The sequence below is a fragment of the Embleya sp. NPDC059237 genome (genome assembly GCF_042754105.1).
Lineage (GTDB): Bacteria > Actinomycetota > Actinomycetes > Streptomycetales > Streptomycetaceae > Embleya.
On the sequence record NZ_JBHZAE010000012.1, the window covers coordinates 197,487 to 219,637 of the forward strand.

The window sequence follows — 22,151 nt, forward strand, 5'->3', positions numbered from 1 at the left end:
ACCCGCGTCCGGCTTGCGAATGGCCTCCTCGTCGGACGCGGGTCGAGTGTTGCGCCGACTCGGGCGGGGCGGGGGCAGGGGCGGCGCCGGGGCCTCAGGGTCCGACGCTGAGCCGTTCGAAGTTCCAGGTGTGCGGCGGCCTGGCGACCAGGGCGGCCGGCGGCTCGGGCAGCGCCACCGGCGGGCCGGTCCACAGCGCGATCACCACCACGCGGTCCCCGTCGGGTGCGTCCGGGGCGGCGAACACCTCGATCCGCTCCAGGCCGGGCGCGCCGGCCACGACGGGCAGCGCCACCTCGTGCACCCACGCGGCCAGCGCCGCACCGTCGCCGGACTCGGTCCTGGCCTCCCACATCGCCGCGATCGCCATGGTCAGGACACCGCCTGCGAGATCGTGACCGGCATCGACGAGTCGGCCGGGATGGACAACGTGGAGGGGGCCCGGTCGCGAGCGACCATCTCGGCGCCCAGCGCGGCGACCATCGCGCCGTTGTCGGTGCACAGGCCCGGCCGCGGCACGCGCAGCACGATCCCCGCCGCGTCGCAGCGCTCCTGCGCCAGCGCCCGCAGGCGGGTGTTGGCGGACACGCCACCGCCCATCATCAGGTGCTCGACGCCGTTCTCCTTGCAGGCCCGGATCGCCTTGCGGGTCAGCACGTCGACCACCGCCTCCTGGAAGGAGGCCGCCACGTCCGCAACCGGCACGCTCTCCCCGGCCCGCTGCCGGGCCTCGACCCAGCGCGCGACCGAGGTCTTGAGGCCGGAGAAGGAGAAGTCGAACGGCGCGTCGCGCGGACCGGTCAGCCCGCGCGGGAAGGCGATCGCGGCGCGGTCGCCCTCGCGTGCCCACCGGTCGATCACCGGTCCGCCCGGGAAGCCGAGTCCGAGCACGCGCGCGACCTTGTCGAACGCCTCGCCGGCCGCGTCGTCGATGGTCGACCCCAGCGGGCGCACATCGGAGGTGATGTCGGGCACGAGCAGCAGCGAGGAGTGCCCGCCGGAGACCAGCAACGCCATGCACGGCTCGGGCAGCTTGCCGTGCTCCAGCTGGTCCACGCACACGTGCGAGGCCAGGTGGTTGACGCCGTACAGCGGCTTGTCGAGGGCGACCGAGTAGCCCTTGGCCGCGGCGACGCCGACCAGCAGCGCGCCCGCCAGGCCCGGTCCCGAGGTGACCGCGATCGCGTCGATGTCGCGCATCGTGACACCCGCCTCGGCGAGCGCGCGCCGCACCGTCGGCACCATCGCCTCCAGGTGCGCGCGGCTGGCGACCTCGGGCACCACACCGCCGAACCGGGCGTGTTCGTCGACGCTGGAGGCGACCGCGTCGGCAAGCAGCGTGGTGCCGCGCACGATGCCGATGCCGGTCTCGTCGCACGAGGTCTCGATGCCCAGGACGAGTGGTTCGTCAGCCACCGGTGGCCGTTCCTTCCCGACGTTCCTTCAGATCGCAGCGCATCACCAACGCGTCCACGTTGGCGGGCTGGTAGTAGCCCCGGCGCACGCCGATCCCCTTGAAGCCGAAGCGCTCGTACAGCGCCTGCGCGCGGGCGTTGTCCACCCGCACCTCGAGCAGTACGTCCCGGCAGTCGCGTGCCACCGCCAGGTCGAGCAGTTCGGTCAACAGCAGCGCGCCCAGGCCCGTGCCCCATCGATCGCGGCGCACGCCGATGGTCTGCACGTCGCCCTCGTCGCCGATCACCGCGAGCCCGGCGTATCCCGCCAGGGCGCCGGTCTCGTCCTCGGCGACCACGTAGTGCCGCATCTCCGGTTCCGACAACTCGGACCAGAACATCCCCGCCGACCACGCGTCCTCGGCGAACAATTCGTGCTCGAGTCGCATCACGGCCTCGATGTCCCACCACCGCATCCGCCGCAGGCGAGACCCGAATTCCATGCCGGAAGTCTAGAGCCTGCCCGGCGTGGCCCGGCCGGGCTACGCCCCGGGCGGGGGCCCCGCGGGGGTGACGGCCTTGTAGCCGGCGGGGACCTGGGCGTCGGGGCGGCGCAGGTAGAGGGGCTCCGGCGGGAGCAGGTCGAGGCCGGCGGTCAGGCGTGCGACGGCGAACGCCGCGAGCGCGGCGGCGTCCGGGTGTTCGGGGCCGCGCACGTCCGCGAACGAGTCCGGGTACAGCGCGGCGCCCGCGCCGACGGCGGGCAACGCGGTGACGCTCGCGGCCAGGTCGCCGGCGCGGTCCACCGACGGTCCCTCGACGCGCGTGTGGGCGTCGTCGTACCGCGCCCAGTAGACCTCCTTGCGGCGCGCGTCGGTCGCGGCCGTGAACGGCCCGGCGACCGTGGCCTCGCGCCCGGCCGCGTACGCGAGCGCGTCCAGGGTGCATACGCCGTGCACGGGGATGCCTAGCGCGTCGCCCAGCGCGAGCGCGGTCACGATGCCCACCCGCAGGCCGGTGTACGGCCCGGGGCCGACGCCGACCGCGATGTCGGTGAGCTCGGCGCGGGTGCGTCCCGCCGCCCGGAGCACGTCGACGATGCCGGGCGCGAGCAACTCGCCCTGCCGGCGCGCGTCGATGCGGGTGGAACCGGCGAGCACGCGGGAATCGTCGTGGAGGGCGACCGTGACGGCCGGGGTGGCGGTGTCGAAGGCGAGCAGCAGCACGGCACCAGGCTACCGACCGCGGAGCGCGGGCCCGCCCGCCGGCGCCTCCCGGGACGCGTTCGCGAGGAAAAGCCGACCCGGCTCCGACGCGGGGACACCGGCTGCCGGCACCATGGAGGCCGACACACGGCGGAAGAGGGACCCAAGGCAATGGCGAAGCGGCTCAACCCGGGCGTGGCCGTCGCGGGCATCACCATCGCCGCGCTGGTCGGCGTCGGCTTCCTCGCGGCCCAGGCCGCGAACTCCGCGCCGGACAATCGGGGGATAGCGCGGACGAGCACGCCGACCCCCTCCGGCGCCTCCGGCGCGCCCGTGGCGCCGGTCTACGTCCCACCGGCCGTGCCCGCCAACTCCGGCACCGGCAAGCGGGTCGTGTATTCGCTCAAGGACAACCACGTCTGGCTGGTCGACGAGGCCGAGCGCATGTTGCGCGAGTATCCGGTGGCCGCCGCGCCGATCAGGCCGCAGCCGGGCACGTTCCAGGTGACGCTGAAGAAGGAGGAGGCGCAGACCGGCAGCGACGGCCTGCGGATCACCTACTCCGTGCGCTTCGGCGCGGTCCAGGGCGTGCCGCTCGGCTTCGCGGCCACGGACACCCCGCTGGACCAGATCGACAGTGGCGGCAAAACCGGCCCCTCCCCCACCGGCACCGCCCGCCCGCGCACCTCGGCGCCGCCCGCCAAGCAGAGCGCGGGCATCCGCTCGAAGCCGGACGACGGCGTCGCGCTGTGGAACTTCGCCCCGGTCGGCACACCCGTCATCGTGGTGCCCTGAGCCCGGTCGCGATCCGCTGAACCCCGGTCGCGACGCGCCGAGCGCCGCCGCGAGGCCCTGAGCCGATCGGGTCCGCCGCGCCACGCCCACCATTGTCCGATTCGGCGGCCTTTCTTTGGCTTTGCCCACATATCATCGGAATGATGATCCCTCTGGTCACACCGGCCCCACCGGGCACACGCGGGCGACCGGCAGGGCCCGTCAGGGCAATGGCACCGAGGAACAGGTGGGCGGCGTGGCGCACGACTCCTCCGGTCCGAGCGGTCCCGGCGACGTCCAAGGGCCGACTCCCCGGCGCAGGCTGTTCGACTATCCCCGGAGCAATCGCCGGGGTCCGCGCCGTTGGCTGCCCTCGTTCAAGCACCTGCTCACCCTGCTGCTCCTGGCCCTCTCCGGCCTGTTCGCCGCCGTGGGCCTGGTCTACGCGATCACCCCGGTTCCCGAGACGGTCAACGCGCAGGCCCGGCAGGAGAGCAACGTCTGGAACTGGAGCGACGGCACCGAGATCACCCGCACCGGCGCCACCAACCGGCAGGCGGTGCCGCTGGCCGCGATCCCGATCGACGTGCAACACGCGGTGCTCGCCGCCGAGGACCGCTCCTTCTACTCGAACTCCGGGGTCTCGATCACCGGCACCGTCCGCGCCCTGCTGAGCAATCTCGCGGGCGGCGGAGGCGGCCTCCAGGGCGGCTCGACGATCACCCAGCAGTACGTCAAGAACGTCTACCTCACCCAGGAACAGACCCTGGGCCGCAAGTTCAAGGAAGCCATCATCGCGGTCAAGCTCGACCGCACCGTGGCCAAGGACGACATCCTCACCGGCTACCTCAACAGCGTGTACTTCGGGCGCGGCGCCTACGGCGTCGAGGCCGCCGCACAGGCGTACTACGGCGTCGACGTCGGGCAACTCACCGTCGAACAGGGCGCCTACCTCGCGGTGTTGCTCAACGCGCCGAGCGCCAACGACGTGCGCAACGCGGGCGAAGCGGGGCGGCGGCGGATCCTCGCCCGGTGGAACTACGTGCTCGACGGCATGGTCAAGGAGAAGTGGCTGACCCCCGAGCGGCGCGCCGGCATGGTCTTCCCGGAGCCGGTCGATCCGCGCCCGGCGGCCAACCTGGCCGGGGTCAACGGCTATCTGGTCGAGATGGCCAAGCGCTACCTGCTCGACCACAAGGTGGTCGACGAGGACCGGCTCGACGCGGGCGGCTACGCGATCACCACCACGTTCGACAAGCGCAAGACCGAGACGCTGTACAAGACCGTGCAGGACCAACTCGCCCAGTCGCTCGACCCCACCGACCGCTCCGTCGACGTCGGGGTGCGGGTGGGCGCCGCGTCCGTGGAGCCCGGCACCGGGCGCATCGTCGCGGTCTACGGCGGCCCGAACTACGTCAAACAGTTCGTCAACGACGCCACCCGCCGCGACGTGCAGGTCGGCTCCACGTTCAAGCCGTTCGTACTCGCCGCCGGACTGCGCGACGGCGCCCAGGACCCGGACGGCAAACGGGTGCGGATCACCCCGGCCACGGTCTACAACGGCAACGACAACGTGGTGATCCACTACCCGAACGGCAAGCCGGTGATCCAGGACGGGGTGCCGTGGCAGCCCGGCAACGAGGACGGGGTGAGCTACGGGCAGATCACCCTGGCCCGGGCGATGGACCGGTCCGTCAACACCGCCTACGCCCAACTCGGCATGGACGTGGGCACCGATCGGGTGGTGCGGGCCGCGGTGGACGCGGGACTGCCCGCGACCACGCCTGGGCTGCGCCCCGTACCGTCCGTCTCGCTGGGCACCTCCACGCCCAGCGCCCTGGACATGGCCGCGGCCTACGCCACCTTCGCCGCCGAGGGCAAGCAGCGCGACGCGTACCCCGTGGACAAGCTCAGCCGCGGCGGCGACACGATCGACCTGCCGGACCACGACGCCAAGGACGCCTACGACAGCAGGCAGGCGGACGCGGTCACCCGGGTGTTGCGCGGCGTCGTGGACGACGGCACCGGATTTCGCGCGCAGGCGCTGAACCGCCCGGCGGCGGGCAAGACCGGCACCACCGACGACAACCGTTCGGCCTGGTTCGTCGGGTACACCCCGGACCTGGCCACCTCGATGGGCATGTTCCGCGAGGACGCCGACACGCACGCGTTCCTGTCCCTGTCCGGGGTCGCCGGGCTGGCCCGGGTGGACGGCGGCAACCTGCCGACCCGGATGTGGACGACCTACATGCGCGCCGCGCTCGCCGGCACCGGCGTCGCCGACTTCCCGGAGGACACCGAGGGTGGTCTCGGCGGTCCCGACACCGGTCTGGTGCCGCCGAGCACCGGTACGCCGCCGCCCGGCACGGCGCCCCCGACGACGGCGCCCGCGAGCAGCACGCCGCCGAACACCACCCCGCCGACCACGACGGCGCCGAGCGGCACCTCCTCGCCGGGTACGCCCACCGGCGGCGGAGCGAGCACCCGCCCGCCGAGCCGGTCCCCGAGCCCGCCCGAGACACCCGCCTCCCAGGCCCCGGCGGCGGGCACCTGACCGGCGCCCGTCCCGGCGGATCCCGATGGATCCGCCGAACCGGCCCGGGGCGTCAGCCCGCCAACCCGTCCAGGTCGGCGCCGGCCCAGCGGGCCCCGATCCCGCTCACCCGGATCGTGCGCACCTCGTCGCCGGCGAAGTCGCCCGCACTCGCGGCGAGCGGGTCCGCATCGGCGTGGTCGCGGTCGATGGCCACCTCCAGGCGGTCCTCGGTCAGGTCCTCGACCATGCCCTCGCCCCACTCCACGACGGTCACCGACTCGTCGAGCGAGGCTTCGAGGTCGAGGCCGTCGATCTCCGCGGTGACGTCGGCGGAGCCGCCGAGTCGATAGGCGTCGACGTGCACCAGGGCCGGACCGCCGACCTCGGACGGATGTACGCGGGCGATCACGAACGTCGGCGAGGTCACCGCGCCCCGCACGCCCAGGCCCACCCCGATGCCCTGGGTCAGCGTCGTCTTGCCCGCGCCCAGACCGCCGGACAACACGAGCAGGTCGCCCGCCCGCAACACCTTCGCCAACCGGGCGCCCAGCGCGCGCGTGTCCGCGCCGCCGGCGACCGTCACGGTCACACTTCGCACCACTTCAGCACTCCCACCACGCCGGTCCCGTCGGCCCGAACCGCCTTCGGACCCCACCGTCGTCCCGAATCCGCCCGCGGTCTCGGGACCCCTGCACGGGATCACTGTCCGTCAGGATCCCGACCCGCGTCGAATCCGACCTGTGCGGAGGATTCGCCGCGCCCGTGCCCACCGGATTTCCCGCCGGATCCCCCGCCGGATTTCCCACCGCGCCGACCGGGCGCGCGCACGGCACGCGCGAGCAACCCGCGCAGCGCCGCGTTCACCACCTCCGGATGCTCCAGCGGGGTCAGGTGTCCGGAGTCCGGCACGATCAGCAACTCGGCGCCGGGCAGCGCCTCCTTGATCGCCTCGCTGTGCGAGGCGGGCGCGATCAGGTCGCCCTCCCCGGCCACCACCAGCGTCTCCACCGTCTCCAGCGCCGGCAGCGCGGCCAGCTTGTCGTGCGTCTCGAAGGCGGGGAAGAACTCGGCGATCACGTCGATCGGCGTGCCCGAGATCATCCGGTCGGTGAACCGCACCAGGGTGGGGTCCACCTCCGAGTCGAAGGCGTATCGCTCGGTGAACAGGTACACCAGGTCGCGGGCCGCGCGCCGCCCCGCCTCCACCAGCGCGGCGCGCCGGCCGAGGGTACGCAGCAGCCCCGGCGCCATCCGGTGCACCAGTCGGGCCCCGGCCGCCGGGATGCCCAGCGTCACCGTCGCCCAGCGGCCCGCCGACGTGTTCATCAGCGCGACGCCGATCACCCGCTCCCCGAACAGCTCGGGGTGCTGGTCGGCGAGCGCCATGATGGTCATCCCGCCCATCGAGTGGCCGAGCAGCACCAGCGGTCCCTCGGGCGCGAGTTCGCCGAGCACGGTGTACAGGTCCGCGCCGAGGTGGTCGATCGTCGAGGTCTCCGGCGCGCCGCGACCGGAGCGGCCGTGGCTGCGCTGGTCGTAGAGCACCAGCCGGTATTCCTCGCGCAACGCGGCCCGCTGGTAGTGCCAGCAGTCCATGTCGAGGCAGTAGCCGTGGCACAACACCACGGTCACCGGTGCGTCCCGGTCGCCGTCCACCTCGGCGTACAACTCGACGCCGTCCTCGGCGGTGATCAGGTGCGGCTCGCCGCGCAGCGTGCCGAACTCGGCGAGCGCGTCCAGTTGGGCCTCGGTACGGCGGCGGAAGGCGCGGCCGACCGTCATGCGCTCGATCGCCACGCCCGCGGCGGCGCCCGCCGCGAGCACGCCGACCGCGGCGCCGACGATGCCGGCCCGGCGGCCGAGCGCGCGGCCGGCGCCGGAGGAGGCGGGCACGGGGGTGGTCACGACGCGCCCGTCCCGGTGTACACCCTGGGCACGCGGGCACCGATGCGGGTGACGATCTCGTAGGAGATGGTGCCGATCGCCGCCGCCCAGTCCTCGGCGGTGGGCTCGCCCCGGTCGCCGGGGCCGAACAGGATCGCCTCGTCGCCCGCGCTCGCCTCGTCGTCGCCGAGGTCGACCACGAACTGGTCCATCGCGACGCGGCCCACGATCGTGCGCCGCCGTCCCGCCACCAGGACCGGGCCGACGTTGCTCGCGTGGCGGGGGATGCCGTCGGCGTAACCGGTGGGGATCAGCGCGAGGTTGGTGTCCCTCGGCGCGATCCAGGCGTGCCCGTACGAGACACCGTGGCCGGCCGGCACCCGCTTGACCCCGGCCAGGTTCGCCGCCAGCGTCATCGCGGGGCGCAGGCCGAAGTCGGCCGGGCCGCCGACCTCGGGCACGGGCGAGAGGCCGTAGCCGGCCACGCCGACCCGGACCAGGTCGAAGTGGGTGTCGGGCAGCAGCAGCGTGGCCGGCGAGTTGGCCATGTGCCGCACCTCGGGGGTGACCCCGCGGCCCTCGGCGTGGGCAAGCATCGCCACGAACTCGCCCAACTGGGCCGGTACGGACGGATGCCCGGGCTCGTCGGCGCAGGCGAAGTGCGACCACAGGCCGACCACCTCGACCGTGCCGTCGGCCTGGGCCTTGAGCGCGGCGTCGACCAGGGCCGGCCAGTCGGCGGGCGTGCAGCCGTTGCGCCCCAGGCCGGTGTCCGCCTTCAGGTGCACGCGCGCCGGTCGCTCTGCAGCCCGGGCGGCCGCCACCACCTCGTGCAGCGCCCACGATCCGCTCACCGAGATGTCCACGTCGGCGCGCACCGCTTCCTCGAAGGCGTCGCCGGGGGCCCACAGCCAGGCGAGTACCCGGCCGGTGTCGCCCGCCGCGCGCAGCGCCAGCGCCTCCTCGACCACGGCGGTGCCCAGCCAGGTCGCGCCGCCCGCGCGGGCCGCCCGCGCGGAGGGGATCATGCCGTGTCCGTAGGCGTTCGACTTGACCACGCTCATCACCGCCGCCGATCCCACCCGGGCTCGAATGGCCGCGATGTTGTCCCGAATCGCATCCAGATCGATCCGCGCTTCGGCACGCATGGGGCAGGTGGTCCTTCCGACGACGATCATCGAACGCGAGTCCGGGGCGCGGCCCCGGCCGGCCGCCGGGCCCGGAGGATCCCCGAACTCAAGACTCCCAGTGTGGCAGGCCCGGGCCCGGGCGGCGTCCTCCTCATGTGCCGGCGACGTCCGCCCACACCCCGGGCAGCGCCCGGACCAGGTCCGGCGCGGTCACCGGGCCGGACAGCGTCCGGGCGGCCAGTCCGTGCAGCCAGGCGGCGGCGGAAGCGGCGTCCAGCGCGTCCAGACCGGCCGCGAGCAGCGCGCCGGCCAGGCCGGAGAGCACGTCGCCGCTGCCCGCGGTGGCCAGGCGCGGGGTGCCGGTGGGATTGACCCGGGTCCGGCCGTCGGGCGCGGCGATCACCGTGGTGGAGCCCTTGAGCAACACCACGCAGCGGTACAGCGCGGCGAGCCGGCGCGCGTGCTCCAGCCGCCCCGCCTCGATCCGCTCGCGGGTGACCTCGACGCCCGCGGCGGCGAACAGGCGCACCGCCTCGCCCGTGTGCGGGGTCAGCAGCGCCGGGGCGGGCCACGTGCCGGGGGCGGAGCGGGCGAGCAGCGTCAGGCCGTCCGCGTCCACCAGCACGGGCACCTCCGCGTCCAGCACGCTCGCGAAGCGCGCCTCGGCATCCGGGTCGGTGTCCAGGCCGGGGCCCACCACCCACGCCTGCACCCGGCCCGCCTCGGCCGGAAGCGCCCGGCTCGCCAGCGCCTCCGGGTGGGCCGCGAGCACCGGGCCGAGCACGGCGGCCGGCCCCGTGCAGCGGACCGCGCCGACCCCGCCGCGCACCGCCGCGCCGACCACCAGGACCGCCGCGCCCGGGTAGCGGGGGGAGCCCGCGGCCACGCCCAGCACACCGCGCGAATACTTGTCGCTCTCGCCCGAGGGGGCGGGCAACAAGCGGGCCACGTCGTCGTGTTGCAGCACGGTCGAGTCCGGCTCCGGCAGGTGCGGGCCGAGGCCGATGTCGACGAGGTGCACCACTCCCGCGTGGGCGGCGCCGGGGTCGATCAGCAGGCCCGGTTTGTGCGTGCCGAAGGTGACCGTCACATCGGCGCGCACCGCCGCGCCCGCGACCTCGCCGGTGTCCGCGTCCACCCCGCTGGGCACGTCGACGGCGACCACGGTCGCCCCCGACACCCGGGCGAGCAGCGCGGCGGGGGTCGGGCGCAGTGCGCCCCGGCCGCCGATCCCGACGATCCCGTCCAGGACCAGGTCGGCCCGCCCGAGCAGGTCGGCGAGGCCGGGGCCCTCCGGGTCGACCGCGTCCCGCGCCCGGACGCCGGCCGCGCGGGCCCAGGCGAGGCCGGCCGGATGGGCCCGGTCCGGGGCGAGCAGCAGGGCGTCCACGCGCGCGCCGCGCCGGGCCAGCATGCCGCCCGCGTACAGCGCGTCGCCGCCGTTGTCGCCGCTGCCCACCAGGAGCACCACGCGCGCCCCGTAGACCCGGTCGAGCAGGCGCACGCAGGTGCCGGCCAGCCCGGCCGCGGCGCGGCGCATCAAGGTGCCCTCGGGCAGCGTCGCGAGCAGCGCGGCCTCCGCGGCGCGTACCTGCTCGACCGTGTGTGCGGCGCGCATGGGCGGCCCCCTAGCCCTCGGCGATGACGACAGCGGAAGCGATGCCCGCGTCGTGGCTGAGCGACACATGCCAGTGCGTCACACCCAACACGGCGGCGCGCGCGGCCACCGTGCCGGTGACGGCCAGCAGCGGGCGGCCGGAGTCCTCGGTGGTCACCTCGGCGTCCAGCCAGTGCAGTCCGCCGGGCGCGCCGAGCGCCTTGGCCAGCGCCTCCTTGGCGGCGAAGCGCGCGGCCAGCGAGGCGACTCCGCGGGGCTGTCCGGGGCGCACGTTCCGCTCCGCGTCGGTGAACAGCCGATCGGCCAGTCCGGGCGTGCGCTCCAGCGACTGCCCGAAGCGCGCGATGTCCGCCACGTCGATACCCACACCGATGATCACGCCCCGAGCCTATTGCCGGGCGCGGCGCCGAAGAACACACACCGGCCGCCCGCGCCGACCCACCCACCGACGACGCGCCGACAACGCGGCCGGGCCGCATCCCCGGTGGGGATGCGGCCCGATCGGCTCGCGAAACGGTCCTGCGCGGTGCTCGTGGCGGTGTGCTCCCGTCCGCTCAGGAGGCTTCGACGACCTCCGACCGACGGGTCTGCTTCGTGATGGTGACCGGCGCCTCGACCCGCACCTCGGGGGCGCGCCGGGGGGCCCGCTGGCCGAGCACCATCGCGCCCAGGGCGATCACCAGGCCGAGCACCTGGAGCGGGGTCAGCGTCTGGCCCAGCACGATCAGGCCGGCGAGCGTGGCGATCACCGGGTTGACCAGGCCGAGGAAGGAGGCCACCCCGGCGCCGAGCCGCTCGATGCCGCGGAACCACAGGACGTAGGCGAGCGCGGTGCCGATCAGCACGAGGTATCCGAAGCCGAGCAGGTTGCGGCCGGTGGGCACCGGCGGCATGCCCTCGACCGCGAACATCAGCGGGACGATGACCATGCCGCCGACGGTGAGCTGCCAACCGGTGGTGGCCAGGAGCGAGACACCCTCGGGACGACCCCAGCGGGCCGACATCACCACGCCGGTCGCCATCAGGGTGGTGGCCAGGAGCATCAGGCCGACCCCGATCGGGTCGATCCTCGCCTGCGAGCTGAGCACCAGCAGGCCGACCCCGATCACCCCGCCGACGCCGGCGAACAGCACCCGGGGCTGCGTGCGCACCTTCAGGATCAGGAAGGACAGGCCCGCGACGATCAGCGGCGACACCGCGCCGATCGTGGCGGCGACACCGCCGGGCAGGCGGTAGGCGCCGGCGAAGATCAGCGGGAAGAACAGTCCGACGTTGAGCATCCCCAGGACGAACGAGCGCCACCACCACACGCCGGTGGGCAGTCGGCGCGACAGGGCGACCAGGATCAGCCCCGCGGGCAGCGCCCGCACGCCCGCCGCGAGCAGCGGCCGGTCCGCCGGAAGCATCTCCGTGGTCACGAGGTAGGTGGTCCCCCACGTGGCCGGGGCGACGGCCGTCGCCAGGAGCATCCCCAGGCGACCGAGTCCCTTGCTACCGCCCTGAACCGCCATGACTTTCACCTCAACGCTAGTTTTACGAGCACTGACTATCTGAACGTTGAGATAAGTAAATACCTCGGATCTGCGAGCGTCAAGTAGATGAGCGTTGAGATAAATTGGAGCCATGACCGGACGTGACGCAATTGATGACGTATGGGACCAATGGCACCGTGAACGCCCCGAGATCGACACCGACCTGCTGGATGTGATGGCCGCCGTCGGACGCATGAACCGACTGCGCCGGTACATCGACCAGACGTTGCGGACCTACTTCGCCCGGTACGGGCTCGACTTCTCCGAGTTCGACGTGCTGGCCACGCTGCGCCGCTCCGGCGGCGTCGAGGGAGTCAGCGCGGGCACGCTGCTGCGCTCGGCGATGGTGACGTCGGGCGCGATCACCAACCGGGTGGACAAGCTCACCGCCAAGGGCCTGGTCGAGCGCTCGGTCAGCACCGAGGACCGCCGCTCGGTCCGGGTCAGGCTGACCCCGGAGGGCATCCGGCTCGTGGACGACATCCTGCTCGGCCACATCGAGAACGAGGCGCGCTTTTTGGCCGTGCTCGACGACGGCGAGCGCGACCTGCTCAACGGCCTGCTGCGCAAGCTCCTGATCGCCCAGGGAGACACCCACCTGGGCTGACCACACACCGCGCCGACGGCGCACACCCGACCGGAAAACCGTGCCGAAACCGCGAAAGGCCGCCCCTCGCCCCCTCGTTCGAGGAGGGTGCGGGGCGGCCGAAGAGCGGGACGGACTACTCGACCGTGACCGACTTCGCCAGGTTGCGCGGCTGGTCCACCTCGTGGCCCTTGGCCGTGGCCAGCTCGCAGGCGAACACCTGGAGCGGCACCGTGGAAACCAGCGGCTGCAGCAGCACCGGCGTGGCCGGGATGCGCACCAGGTGGTCGGCGTACGGCACGACCGCCTCGTCGCCCTCCTCGGCGATCACGATGGTGCGCGCGCCCCGGGCCCGGATCTCCTGGATGTTGGACACGATCTTGTCGTGCAGCACCGAGCGCCCGCGGGGCGACGGGACCACCACGACCACCGGCAGGCCCTCCTCGATCAGCGCGATCGGGCCGTGCTTGAGCTCGCCCGCGGCGAAGCCCTCGGCGTGCATGTACGCCAGTTCCTTGAGCTTGAGCGCGCCTTCGAGGGCCACGGGGTAGCCCACGTGCCGGCCCAGGAACAACACCGAGCCCGCGTCCTTGAGCGATCGCGCCAGCTCGCGCACCGGCTCCATGGTGTCCAGGACCTTGTCCACCATCTCGGGCATCGCCGCGAGCTGCTCGATCACCTCGGTGATCTCGTCGCCCCACTTGGTGCCGCGCACCTGGCCCAGGTACAGCGCGACCAGGTAGCACGCGACCAGCTGGGTCAAGAACGCCTTCGTCGAGGCCACCGCGACCTCGGGGCCGGCGTGCGTGTACAGCACGGCGTCCGCCTCGCGCGGCATCGTCGAGCCGTTGGTGTTGCAGATCACCAGTACCTTGGCGCCCTGCTCGCGGGCGTGCCGCTGGGCCATCAGGGTGTCCATCGTCTCGCCGGACTGCGAGATGGTCACCACCAGCGTCTGCCGGTCCAGGATCGGGTCGCGGTAGCGGAACTCGCTGGCCAGCTCGACCTCGCAGGGCACCCGGGTCCAGTGCTCGATCGCGTACTTGGCGATCAGGCCCGCGTGGAACGAGGTACCGCAGGCGATGATCACCACCTTGTCGATCTCGCGCAGCACCTCGTCGGCGATCCGCACCTCGTCGAGCACCAGGCGCCCGTCGGTGCCGATCCGGCCGAGCAGGGTGTCGCCGACCGCCTTGGGCTGCTCGGCGATCTCCTTGAGCATGAAGTAGTCGTAGCCGTCCTTCTCCGCGGCCGACACGTCCCAGTCGACGTGGTACTCGCGAAAGGCCGCCGGCGCGCCGTGGAAGTCGGTCACCGTGACGCTGTCCCGGCGCAGCTCCACGACCTGGTCCTGGCCCAGCTCGATCGCCTCGCGCGTGTGCTCGATGAACGCGGCCACGTCCGAGGCGAGGAAGTTCTCGCCGACGCCGCGACCGACCACCAGCGGGGAGTTGCGGCGCGCGCCGACCACCACGTCGGGGGCGTCGGCATGCGTCGCGACCAGGGTGAACGCACCCTCCAGGCGGCGGCAGACCCGGCGCATCGCCTCGGCCAGGTCCTGCCCCGCGCCCGCGAACTCCTCGGCCAGCAGGTGCGCGACGACCTCGGTGTCCGTCTCGGAGGCCAGCTTGTGCCCGCGCTCGGCCAGCTCGGCCCGCAGCGCCGCGAAGTTCTCGATGATCCCGTTGTGCACGACGGCGACCCGACCCGCGTTGTCCAGGTGCGGATGCGCGTTCACGTCGTTGGGCGCGCCGTGTGTGGCCCACCGCGTATGACCGATGCCGCACGTCCCCACCGGAAGCGGCGACTGCGTCAGCGCGTCCACGAGGTTGGCCAGTTTCCCGGCCCGCTTCTCGCTCACCAGCGCACCGTCGACGAGCACGGCCACCCCGGCCGAGTCGTAGCCGCGATACTCCAGCCGCCTGAGCCCGCCGATGACCACATCCAGCGCCGATTGAGCGCCCACATATCCCACAATCCCGCACATGGGGGCCAGCCTACGGGGTCCGCATCGAGCCGGCGGAAACACGTTCGACGGCCCGGCGACGGGCGGCCCGCGCCCACTGGCGACAATGAGCGGGTGCATTCCTTCGCGGCTCAGGGACCGGCTCGCGACCTGTCCCCCTTCGTCGAACTCGACCGCGCCGCCTGGACCCGACTGCGGGCCGGGACGCCGCTGCCGCTGACCGCGGACGAACTCGAGCGCCTGCGCGGCCTGGGCGACGTGGTGGACCTGGACGAGGTCTCCGACGTCTACCTGCCGCTGTCGCGCCTGCTCAACCTCTACGTCGGCGCCACCCGGGGCCTGGGTCGCGCGCTGACCACGTTCCTGGGCAACGGCGAGAACCCGGGGATACCGTTCGTGATCGGCGTCGCCGGCAGCGTCGCCGTCGGCAAGAGCACCACCGCGCGCATCCTGCGCGAACTGCTCGCCCGCTGGCCCGACCACCCGCACGTGGAACTGCTGACCACCGACGGCTTCCTGTACCCCAACGAGGTGCTGGAACGCCGCGGCATCATGCACCGCAAGGGATTCCCCGAGTCCTACGACCGGCGGGCCCTGGTGCGCTTCGTGGCCGACGTCAAGGCGGGCAAGCCCGAGGTCACCGCGCCGGTCTACTCGCACCTGACCTACGACATCGTGCCGAACGAGCGGTTGACCATCCACCGGCCCGACATCCTGATCGTCGAGGGCCTCAACGTGCTGCAACCGGCGTCGCCGACCGCCGACGGGCGCCCCCGGCTCGCGCTGTCCGACTTCTTCGACTTCAGCGTGTACGTGGACGCGCGCACCCAGGACATCCGCCGCTGGTACCTGGAGCGCTTCCTCAAGCTGCGCCAGACCGCGTTCCGCGACCCGGCCTCGTACTTCCGCAAGTACGCGGTGATGACGCCCGACGACGCGCTGCGCTACGCGGAGAACACGTGGGCGACGATCAACGAGGTCAACCTCGTGCAGAACATCCGCCCCACCCGCGGGCGCGCCACGCTGGTGCTGCAAAAGGACGCGGAGCACGCGGTGAGCCGACTGCGGCTGCGCAAGTTGTGAACCCGGGTACCTTCACGGGATGTTTCATCTTCGTCTGATCGTCCCCGTGGAGCGCAGCGCCGCCGTGCGCGACCTGCTGCTCACCGAGCCCGGAGCCACCCACCTGGTGATCTGGCCGGGCGCCGCGGTGCAGCCCGCGGGCGACGTGATCTCCTGCGACCTCGCCCGTGAGGCCACCAGTTCGGTGCTCGCCGAACTGCGCGCGCTGGACCTGCACCGGGACGGCTCGATCGCGCTCGAGGACCTGGACGTGATGTTGTCCCGCTCCGCCGACGAGGCGGAGCGGGACGCGCCGGGCGAGAGCGCCGACTCCGTAGTCTGGGAGGAGATCGAGGAGGCCACCTCCGAGGAGTCGACCCTCTCGGTGACGTTCCTGGCCTTTTTGACGGTGGCCACCATGATCGCGGCGTGCGGTGTGCTGCTGGACAACGCGATCCTGATCGTCGGCGCGATGGTGGTCGGCCCCGAGTTCGGCCCGCTGGCCGGACTGTGCGTGGCGGCGGTACAACGTCGGCCCCGGCTCGCCGCCCGTTCCGGACTCGCCCTGCTGATCGGCTTCCCGGTCGCGATGCTGGCCACCATGGCCTTCACCGGGCTCCTGGGCGCGCTCGACCTGTTCGACCGGGACATGCTGGAACGCCCGCGCCCGCTCACCGAGTTCATCTATCAACCGGACTGGTTGTCGTTCTGGGTCGCGCTGTTGGCCGGTGTCGCGGGCATGCTCTCGTTGACCAGCGCCAAATCCGGCGCGCTGATCGGTGTGCTGATCTCGGTCACCACCGTGCCCGCCGCCGCGAACGCCTCGGTCGCGATCTGGTACACCGACTACGCGCAGGCGGGCGGCTCGCTGGGCCAACTCGGCCTGAACCTGGGCGCCATCGTCATAGCCGGCACCCTGACCCTGCTCGTCCAGCGCGGCCTGTGGAACCTCCAGGCCGCACGCAGCAAGCGGCGGCCCCCGGCCATCGCGCCGGGAGCCGCCGAGTCGTCGTGAACTCGCGCGAGTTCGACCGCCGGACAGGACCTAGTCCAGCGCGAGCAACGTGCGTACCACCTCGGCCAGATGCGCGGCCTCCTCGTGCGCCTGGTCGTGGGTCTCGGCCTCGACCATCACCCGAACCAGCGGCTCGGTGCCCGACGGACGCAGCAGCACCCGGCCGGTGGCACCCAGCCGCTCCTCCACCAGCGCGACGGCGCGGGCGAGTTCGGGGGTGGTGTGCACCCGGGTGCGGTCCACGCCGGCGACGTTGACCAACTGCTGCGGCAGGCGGGTCATCACCGACGCCAACTCGTGCAGCGGCTTGCCGGTCTCCGCGACGCGCGCGAGCAGGCGCAGCGCGGTCAGCGTGCCGTCGCCGGTGGTCGCGTGCTCCAACAGCACCACGTGGCCCGACTGTTCGCCGCCCAGCGAAAGCCCCGAGGCCTGCATGGCCTCCAGTACGTAGCGGTCGCCGACCGCGGTCTCGACCATCTTGATGCCCGCGGCCTGCATGGCCAGCCTGAGCCCGAGGTTGGACATGACGGTGGCCACCAACGTGTTGTCCACGAGATGCCCGCCGTCGCGCATGGCCAGCGCGAGCACCGCCAGGATCGCGTCGCCGTCGACCAACTCGCCGCGCGCGTCCACCGCCAGGCACCGGTCGGCGTCGCCGTCGTGTGCGATGCCCGCGTCGGCGCCGTGCTCGACCACGGCCGCCGCGAGCGCGTCCATGTGCGTGGAGCCGCAATTGTCGTTGATGTTCAGGCCGTCGGGCTCGGCGTGGATCGCGATCACCTCGGCGCCGGCCCGGCGCAGCGCGTCCGGCGCGACCGCCGAGGAGGCGCCGTTGGCGCAGTCCACGACCACCTTGAGCCCGTCCAGGCGGTGCGGCAGGGACGACAGCAGGTGCTCGACGTAGCGCTCGTGGCCCTCGGGGTGGTCCTGTACCCGGCCGACCGCGGAGCCGGTCGGCCGCTCCCACTCGGTGCCGAGCAGCGCCTCGATCCGGTCCTCCACCTCGTCGGGCAGCTTGTGCCCGCCGCGCGCGAAGAACTTGATCCCGTTGTCCGGCATCGCGTTGTGGCTCGCGGAGAGCATCACGCCCAGGTCCGCGCCGAGCAGTCCGGTCAGGTAGGCGATCGCCGGCGTCGGCAACACGCCGGCACGGTAGACGTCCACACCCGCGCCCGCGAGCCCGGCGACCACGGCGGCCTCCAGGAACTCCCCGGACGCCCGCGGGTCACGACCGACCACGGCGAACGGCCTGCGGCCGTGCCCTGATTGCGGAATCCCGTCCCGGCCGCGTGATCCGAGCACCCGCGCGGCGGCGACCGCCAGGTCGAGCGCCAGTTCCGCGGTCAGCCGGCCATTCGCCAGGCCACGCACGCCGTCCGTACCGAAGAGTCGTCCCACAGTTGGATCTCCCGCATACATTCCGGATGTCTCGGACACTACCTCTCGGCGCCGCTCCTCCAGGAGGGGCGCCGGAAAAAAGCATCAGGCCCCGGGGGCACGAACCGTGCCCCCGGGGCCTGAATGACGCTGCGAACAGCCGCAGAGGGTGCTGCGGGCTGTTTAGCGCTTGCTGTACTGAGGCGCCTTGCGCGCCTTCTTCAGACCGTACTTCTTGCGCTCCGTGGCACGCGGGTCACGGGTCAGGAAGCCGGCCTTCTTGAGCGCCGGGCGGTTCGCCTCGACGTCGGCCTCGTTCAGCGAACGGGCCACACCCAGACGCAGCGCGCCGGCCTGGCCGGAGACGCCGCCACCGTGGATGCGGGCGTGCACGTCGTAGCGGTCGTCCAGCTCGAGCACCTTGAAGGGCTCGTTGACCAGCTGCTGGTGCACCTTGTTCGGGAAGTATTCCTCGAGCGAACGCCCGTTGATCTTCCACTTGCCGGTGCCGGGCACGATGCGAACGCGCGCGACGGCCTCCTTGCGGCGGCCGGTGGCCGCGCCCGCCTGCGGCTCGCTGAAGCGCGACGCGAGCGACTCGGAGGTGTAGCTCTCGAGCGGAAGACCCTCGGTCTCCTCGATCGGGGTTTCTGCAATGGTCTCGGCCACTGTTCTCCTCAAACTATTCGTTCGTCAGGCGGTGGCCGTGACTACTGCGCGACCTGGGTGATCTCGAACGGAACCGGCTGCTGCGCCGAGTGCGGGTGCTCGGAACCGCGGTACACCTTGAGCTTCGACAACATCTGCCGACCCAGGGTGTTCTTCGGGAGCATGCCCTTGATGGCCTTTTCCACGGCCTTCTCGGGGTTCTTCTCCAGCAGCTCGTCGTAGCGGACGGCGCGGAGGCCACCCGGGTAGCCGGAGTGGCGGTACGCCATCTTCTGGCTGCGCTTGTTGCCCGACAGGTGAACCTTGTCGGCGTTCACAATGATGACGAAATCGCCGGTGTCGACGTGCGGCGCGTACACCGGCTTGTGCTTACCCCGGAGCAGGGCAGCAGCCTGGGTGGACAGACGGCCGAGCACGACATCGGTCGCGTCGATGACGTGCCACTGACGCTGGACGTCGCCGGGCTTGGGGCTGTACGTGCGCACGGTCGATAGCCTTCGCTTCTTCGTGAGTGTGTGCTGACGGATGCCGACTGGCTGTCCGGGAGATGATTCCGAACCATGCGGACTCCGGTGGCCGGCGGCCCGGCGTACCGACTCCACTCAAGCAAGCCAATACGCACAACGAACCGGCACAATACCGGGTCAAGGGGGTGCCGGTCAAAACGAGCAATGGGGCGATGATTTGCTCATGCCCCTCTCCAGCGTAAGCCATCGCCGGGGGTGCTCCGACCGTGCCACGCCGACGCTCATCACATCGATGGGTGGGTACGATGCGCCGAACGGCCGGGGCGTCGGCACATGGGGAGCCGGGGCGGGTCATTTCCTTGCAGGGGGCGGATGTGTCGGGGGTCGGAACACCCGGGGACGACGGGCAACGCCCATGGAGCGTACGCCCGGGCGGGCCCGGTACGCCGGGGCAGCCGCAACACGCGTGGGACCCGTTTCCCTCGCACGCGCACGGATCCCAGGGGCAACCCCCGCAACAGCAGCCCCAGCAGCCCTTCGCGCAACCCCCGTCGCAGGCCCAACAGCCCGCGGGACAACAGCAGTTCGGCGGCGCGGGCGGGTCGAGCGGCCCGGACTGGAGCCGGTTGGCGGAGGAACGAGACTCGGCCGCCCGGCGCCGCAGGCTGCTGTTCGCCGTGGGCGGCACCGTGCTCGGACTTGCCCTGGTCGGCGGTGTGGTCGCCGCCGCGATGACGCTTTCCGGCGGTGACGACGACAAGAAGGCCGGCCCCGGCGCCTCCGGCGGCCCGTCCGCCGCGACGTTCGCCCCGGAGAAGCCGACGTTTCGCCCGGCGCCGACCGTACCCGCGCCGCCGGCCGCCCGCGCGGTGCTCGCCGACCCCACCCTGGACACCGCGCCCTTCACCGTCGAATCGTTGTTCCCCAACCAGAAGTTCACCGTCAACGGACGGCAGTACTCGGTGGCCGCGGGCAAGCTGGACAACACGTGCTCCGACGGCACCGACGCCAAGCTCGGCGCGGCGGCCCGCGACCAGCAGTGCACGCAGCTGATCCGACTCGCCGTGATCGGCCCGAACGGGGTGCTCTCCACCGCGGCGGTCGCCTCGTTCCCGTCCGAGGACAAGGCGAACGCGGTCAAGAACGGCAAGGACGGCGGCGAACTGCTGCCGCTGGCCGGTCCCGGGGTCAAGGTGTTGGACGCCAAGAAGCAAAAGCACGGCAAGCTGCGCAACTCGGTGGGCCGCTACGGCCTGTTCACCCTCGACTGGTACGCCGACGGCAAGGACCCGGTCGGCGACGACAAGACCATGGCACAGGCCCAGGACGACGTGGACAAGTTCCTGTGGAACTCGTTGACCGCGCGCGGCGAGGCGATCTCCAAGCAGATCGACGACGAGAACCGGCGCAAGGCGCTGGAGCAGATCCAGGGCTGAGCGACCTCGGGGGCGGCGCCGGGCCGCCCCCGCGCTCAGCTGCCGTCGCGGCGCCGCCGGGTGGCGTTCACCCGGTCCGCGAGCAGTGCGTCGGCCGGATACGCCACCTCCTCCAGGGTGAGCCCGTGCGCGGGCGCGACGTGCACGCCCGAATCGCGCACCGCGCGCCCCAGGACCTCCAGCGGCCAGGTCGGCGGCTTGCGCCCGGTGCCCACCGCGAACATCGCGCCGACCAGCGAGCGCACCATGTTGTGGCAGAACGCGTCGGCCCGCACGGTCGCCACGATCACCGGGCGGTACGCCGGACCCACGTCCGCACCGGTCGGCGTCTCGCGGGCCCAGGAGAAGTCCTGGAGGCAGCGCACCGTCGTGGCCCCCTCGCGCCGGCGGCAGAACGACGCGAAGTCGTGCTCGCCGATCAGCCGCCCGGCCGCCTCGTTCATCCGGTCCTCGTCCAGCGGCCGGTCGTGCCACACCACGTCGCCCCGGCGCAGCGGGTCCACCCCGCCCGGCGCGTCGCACACCCGGTACGCGTAGCGCCGCCAGATCGCGCCGAACCGCGCGTCGAACCCGGCCGGCGCCACGGTGATGTCGCGCACCCGCAGATCCCGCGGCAGCCGCCCCGTGACCCGACGCAGCGCCACCTCGCCCAGATCGGCCCACACCTCGTCGGGCACGTCCAGGTGCGCCACCTGGCCCCGCGCGTGCACCCCCGCGTCGGTCCGCCCGGCCACGGTCAGCTGCGCGGGCTCCGCCAGCCGCAGCACCGTGGTCAGCGCGCTCTCCAACGTCCCCTGCACGGTGCGCAGTTCGCGCTGACGGGCCCACCCGGCGAACTCGGTGCCGTCGTACGACAGATCGATGCGCAAGCGCACCACGTCATCCACCTCCGGACATGGCGCGAGCCCGCCCTCCGTACGGATACGGAGAACGGGCTCGCACGGTGATTCGGAACGCCTGGAGCGTCCGACCCGGCCTCAGGCCTTGTCGGCGTCCTTGCTCTCCTCGGCCTCGGCGGCCTCGGCGGCGGGCGCCTCCTCGGTCGGGGCGGCCTTCGCCGTCTCGACCTTGGCGGTCTCCTGCTCCTTGACCGAGCGCTTGGTGGCGGCCTCGGCCTCGCCGACCGCGGTCTGCGCCACGGTCAGCGCCTCGACCAGCTCGATGACCGCCATGGGCGCGTTGTCGCCCTTGCGGGTGCCGATCTTGGTGATGCGGGTGTAGCCGCCGGGACGGTTCGCGTAGCGCGGACCGATCTCCTCGAACAGCGTGTGCACGACGCCCTTGTCACGAACGACGGTGAGCACCTGGCGACGGTTGTGCAGGTCGCCCTTCTTCGCCTTGGTGATCAGTCGCTCGGCGACGGGACGCAGCCGGCGCGCCTTGGCCTCGGTCGTGGTGATGCGACCGTGCTCGAACAGCGCCGTCGCGAGACCGGCCAGGATCAGCCGCTCGTGGGACGGGCCGCCGCCGAGGCGCGGACCCTTGGTGGGCCTGGGCATG

The 22,151-nt window shown here is 72.7% G+C and carries 22 protein-coding genes; 6 read left to right on the plus strand and 16 right to left on the minus strand.

Annotated elements, in window-relative coordinates; all coding sequences use genetic code 11:
• Positions 1-94: 94 nt before the first annotated feature.
• From ACFXKZ_RS33030 to tsaB, 4 genes are read right to left on the minus strand one after another with little or no spacing between them, the layout of a single operon-like run.
• On the minus strand, positions 95-370 hold the full coding sequence (locus ACFXKZ_RS33030) for a hypothetical protein (protein ID WP_380005366.1): 276 nt from the start codon (positions 368-370) through the stop codon (positions 95-97).
• A gap of 2 nt (positions 371-372) precedes the next feature.
• Complete coding sequence (gene tsaD / locus ACFXKZ_RS33035) at positions 373-1,416, minus strand: tRNA (adenosine(37)-N6)-threonylcarbamoyltransferase complex transferase subunit TsaD (RefSeq protein WP_380005368.1); 1,044 nt, start codon at positions 1,414-1,416, stop codon at positions 373-375.
• Positions 1,409-1,897, minus strand: coding sequence for a ribosomal protein S18-alanine N-acetyltransferase (gene rimI / locus ACFXKZ_RS33040; protein WP_380005370.1), 489 nt, complete (start codon positions 1,895-1,897; stop codon positions 1,409-1,411). The genes tsaD and rimI overlap by 8 nt, the downstream gene beginning before the upstream one ends.
• Positions 1,898-1,936: 39 nt before the next feature.
• Positions 1,937-2,620 (minus strand): tRNA (adenosine(37)-N6)-threonylcarbamoyltransferase complex dimerization subunit type 1 TsaB, encoded by a 684-nt coding sequence (tsaB, locus tag ACFXKZ_RS33045; RefSeq protein ID WP_380005372.1) that lies wholly within the window; start codon positions 2,618-2,620, stop codon positions 1,937-1,939.
• A 150-nt stretch (positions 2,621-2,770) separates the two neighbouring features.
• Between tsaB and ACFXKZ_RS33050 the strand changes: the two genes are divergently transcribed.
• Positions 2,771-3,394 carry a L,D-transpeptidase gene (locus tag ACFXKZ_RS33050; RefSeq protein ID WP_380005374.1) on the plus strand — a complete coding sequence of 208 codons (624 nt, stop codon included), beginning with the start codon at positions 2,771-2,773 and terminating at the stop codon, positions 3,392-3,394.
• A 235-nt stretch (positions 3,395-3,629) separates the two neighbouring features.
• Positions 3,630-5,927, plus strand: a complete 2,298-nt coding sequence (locus ACFXKZ_RS33055) for a transglycosylase domain-containing protein (RefSeq protein WP_380005376.1) — start codon at positions 3,630-3,632, stop codon at positions 5,925-5,927.
• Positions 5,928-5,979: 52 nt separating this feature from the next.
• Here ACFXKZ_RS33055 and tsaE read toward each other — a convergent pair whose 3' ends face one another.
• The 6 genes from tsaE to ACFXKZ_RS33085 all read right to left on the minus strand — a co-directional run bounded on the left by tsaE (position 5,980) and on the right by ACFXKZ_RS33085 (position 12,052).
• Positions 5,980-6,498, minus strand: coding sequence for a tRNA (adenosine(37)-N6)-threonylcarbamoyltransferase complex ATPase subunit type 1 TsaE (gene tsaE, locus ACFXKZ_RS33060; RefSeq protein WP_380005378.1), 519 nt, complete (start codon positions 6,496-6,498; stop codon positions 5,980-5,982).
• Between the two features lie 110 nt (positions 6,499-6,608).
• Entirely contained in the window at positions 6,609-7,814 is a 1,206-nt protein-coding gene (locus ACFXKZ_RS33065) for an alpha/beta fold hydrolase (protein WP_380005380.1), read from the minus strand.
• Positions 7,811-8,941 carry an alanine racemase gene (gene alr, locus ACFXKZ_RS33070; protein WP_380005382.1) on the minus strand — a complete coding sequence of 377 codons (1,131 nt, stop codon included), beginning with the start codon at positions 8,939-8,941 and terminating at the stop codon, positions 7,811-7,813. Before alr ends, ACFXKZ_RS33065 begins: the two co-directional genes overlap by 4 nt.
• A gap of 133 nt (positions 8,942-9,074) precedes the next feature.
• Entirely contained in the window at positions 9,075-10,541 is a 1,467-nt protein-coding gene (locus ACFXKZ_RS33075; RefSeq protein WP_380005384.1) for an NAD(P)H-hydrate dehydratase, read from the minus strand.
• 10 nt (positions 10,542-10,551) lie between these two features.
• Positions 10,552-10,920, minus strand: a complete 369-nt coding sequence (locus ACFXKZ_RS33080) for a holo-ACP synthase (protein ID WP_380005386.1) — start codon at positions 10,918-10,920, stop codon at positions 10,552-10,554.
• Between the two features lie 175 nt (positions 10,921-11,095).
• Positions 11,096-12,052, minus strand: coding sequence for an EamA family transporter (locus ACFXKZ_RS33085; protein WP_380005388.1), 957 nt, complete (start codon positions 12,050-12,052; stop codon positions 11,096-11,098).
• Between the two features lie 112 nt (positions 12,053-12,164).
• On the opposite strand from ACFXKZ_RS33085, the gene ACFXKZ_RS33090 reads away from it, so the two are divergent.
• Positions 12,165-12,680 (plus strand): MarR family winged helix-turn-helix transcriptional regulator, encoded by a 516-nt coding sequence (locus tag ACFXKZ_RS33090; protein WP_380005390.1) that lies wholly within the window; start codon positions 12,165-12,167, stop codon positions 12,678-12,680.
• A 115-nt stretch (positions 12,681-12,795) separates the two neighbouring features.
• On the opposite strand, the gene glmS is transcribed toward ACFXKZ_RS33090, so the two are convergent.
• Positions 12,796-14,646: a glutamine--fructose-6-phosphate transaminase (isomerizing) gene (gene glmS, locus ACFXKZ_RS33095; protein ID WP_380005392.1), complete on the minus strand. Its 1,851-nt coding sequence runs from the start codon at positions 14,644-14,646 to the stop codon at positions 12,796-12,798.
• Positions 14,647-14,739: 93 nt separating this feature from the next.
• On the opposite strand from glmS, the gene coaA reads away from it, so the two are divergent.
• Together coaA and ACFXKZ_RS33105 are read left to right on the plus strand one after the other, a co-directional pair.
• On the plus strand, positions 14,740-15,708 hold the full coding sequence (coaA, locus tag ACFXKZ_RS33100) for a type I pantothenate kinase (protein ID WP_380005394.1): 969 nt from the start codon (positions 14,740-14,742) through the stop codon (positions 15,706-15,708).
• Between the two features lie 19 nt (positions 15,709-15,727).
• Positions 15,728-16,702, plus strand: a complete 975-nt coding sequence (locus ACFXKZ_RS33105; protein ID WP_380005396.1) for a DUF389 domain-containing protein — start codon at positions 15,728-15,730, stop codon at positions 16,700-16,702.
• A 30-nt stretch (positions 16,703-16,732) separates the two neighbouring features.
• Here ACFXKZ_RS33105 and glmM read toward each other — a convergent pair whose 3' ends face one another.
• The 3 genes from glmM to rplM all read right to left on the minus strand — a co-directional run bounded on the left by glmM (position 16,733) and on the right by rplM (position 19,233).
• Positions 16,733-18,100, minus strand: coding sequence for a phosphoglucosamine mutase (gene glmM / locus ACFXKZ_RS33110; RefSeq protein WP_380005398.1), 1,368 nt, complete (start codon positions 18,098-18,100; stop codon positions 16,733-16,735).
• A 162-nt stretch (positions 18,101-18,262) separates the two neighbouring features.
• Entirely contained in the window at positions 18,263-18,748 is a 486-nt protein-coding gene (rpsI, locus tag ACFXKZ_RS33115) for a 30S ribosomal protein S9 (protein ID WP_078975713.1), read from the minus strand.
• 41 nt (positions 18,749-18,789) lie between these two features.
• Positions 18,790-19,233, minus strand: coding sequence for a 50S ribosomal protein L13 (gene rplM / locus ACFXKZ_RS33120; protein ID WP_020549205.1), 444 nt, complete (start codon positions 19,231-19,233; stop codon positions 18,790-18,792).
• A 356-nt stretch (positions 19,234-19,589) separates the two neighbouring features.
• Here rplM and ACFXKZ_RS33125 point away from each other — a divergent pair, with 356 nt between their 5' ends.
• The gene (locus tag ACFXKZ_RS33125) at positions 19,590-20,651 is read left to right on the plus strand and encodes a hypothetical protein (protein WP_380005400.1); all 1,062 of its coding nucleotides are present in this window, start codon (positions 19,590-19,592) and stop codon (positions 20,649-20,651) included.
• Positions 20,652-20,686: 35 nt separating this feature from the next.
• Here ACFXKZ_RS33125 and truA read toward each other — a convergent pair whose 3' ends face one another.
• Positions 20,687-21,529, minus strand: coding sequence for a tRNA pseudouridine(38-40) synthase TruA (gene truA, locus ACFXKZ_RS33130; RefSeq protein ID WP_380005402.1), 843 nt, complete (start codon positions 21,527-21,529; stop codon positions 20,687-20,689).
• A 99-nt stretch (positions 21,530-21,628) separates the two neighbouring features.
• The gene (gene rplQ, locus ACFXKZ_RS33135; protein ID WP_380005404.1) at positions 21,629-22,150 is read right to left on the minus strand and encodes a 50S ribosomal protein L17; all 522 of its coding nucleotides are present in this window, start codon (positions 22,148-22,150) and stop codon (positions 21,629-21,631) included.
• Position 22,151: the final 1 nt, after the last annotated feature.

Bases quoted from the DNA above. Each gene is read 5' to 3' on its own strand.
- ACFXKZ_RS33030 (WP_380005366.1), bottom strand. From the start codon at position 370: ATGGCGATCGCGGCGATGTGGGAGGCCAGGACCGAGTCCGGCGACGGT.
- rimI (WP_380005370.1), bottom strand. From the start codon at position 1,897: ATGGAATTCGGGTCTCGCCTGCGGCGGATGCGGTGGTGGGACATCGAG.
- ACFXKZ_RS33050 (WP_380005374.1), top strand. From the start codon at position 2,771: ATGGCGAAGCGGCTCAACCCGGGCGTGGCCGTCGCGGGCATCACCATC.
- alr (WP_380005382.1), bottom strand. From the start codon at position 8,941: ATGCGTGCCGAAGCGCGGATCGATCTGGATGCGATTCGGGACAACATC.
- ACFXKZ_RS33075 (WP_380005384.1), bottom strand. From the start codon at position 10,541: ATGCGCGCCGCACACACGGTCGAGCAGGTACGCGCCGCGGAGGCCGCG.
- ACFXKZ_RS33085 (WP_380005388.1), bottom strand. From the start codon at position 12,052: ATGGCGGTTCAGGGCGGTAGCAAGGGACTCGGTCGCCTGGGGATGCTC.
- ACFXKZ_RS33090 (WP_380005390.1), top strand. From the start codon at position 12,165: ATGACCGGACGTGACGCAATTGATGACGTATGGGACCAATGGCACCGT.
- glmS (WP_380005392.1), bottom strand. From the start codon at position 14,646: ATGTGCGGGATTGTGGGATATGTGGGCGCTCAATCGGCGCTGGATGTG.
- ACFXKZ_RS33105 (WP_380005396.1), top strand. From the start codon at position 15,728: ATGTTTCATCTTCGTCTGATCGTCCCCGTGGAGCGCAGCGCCGCCGTG.
- rplQ (WP_380005404.1), bottom strand. From the start codon at position 22,150: ATGCCCAGGCCCACCAAGGGTCCGCGCCTCGGCGGCGGCCCGTCCCAC.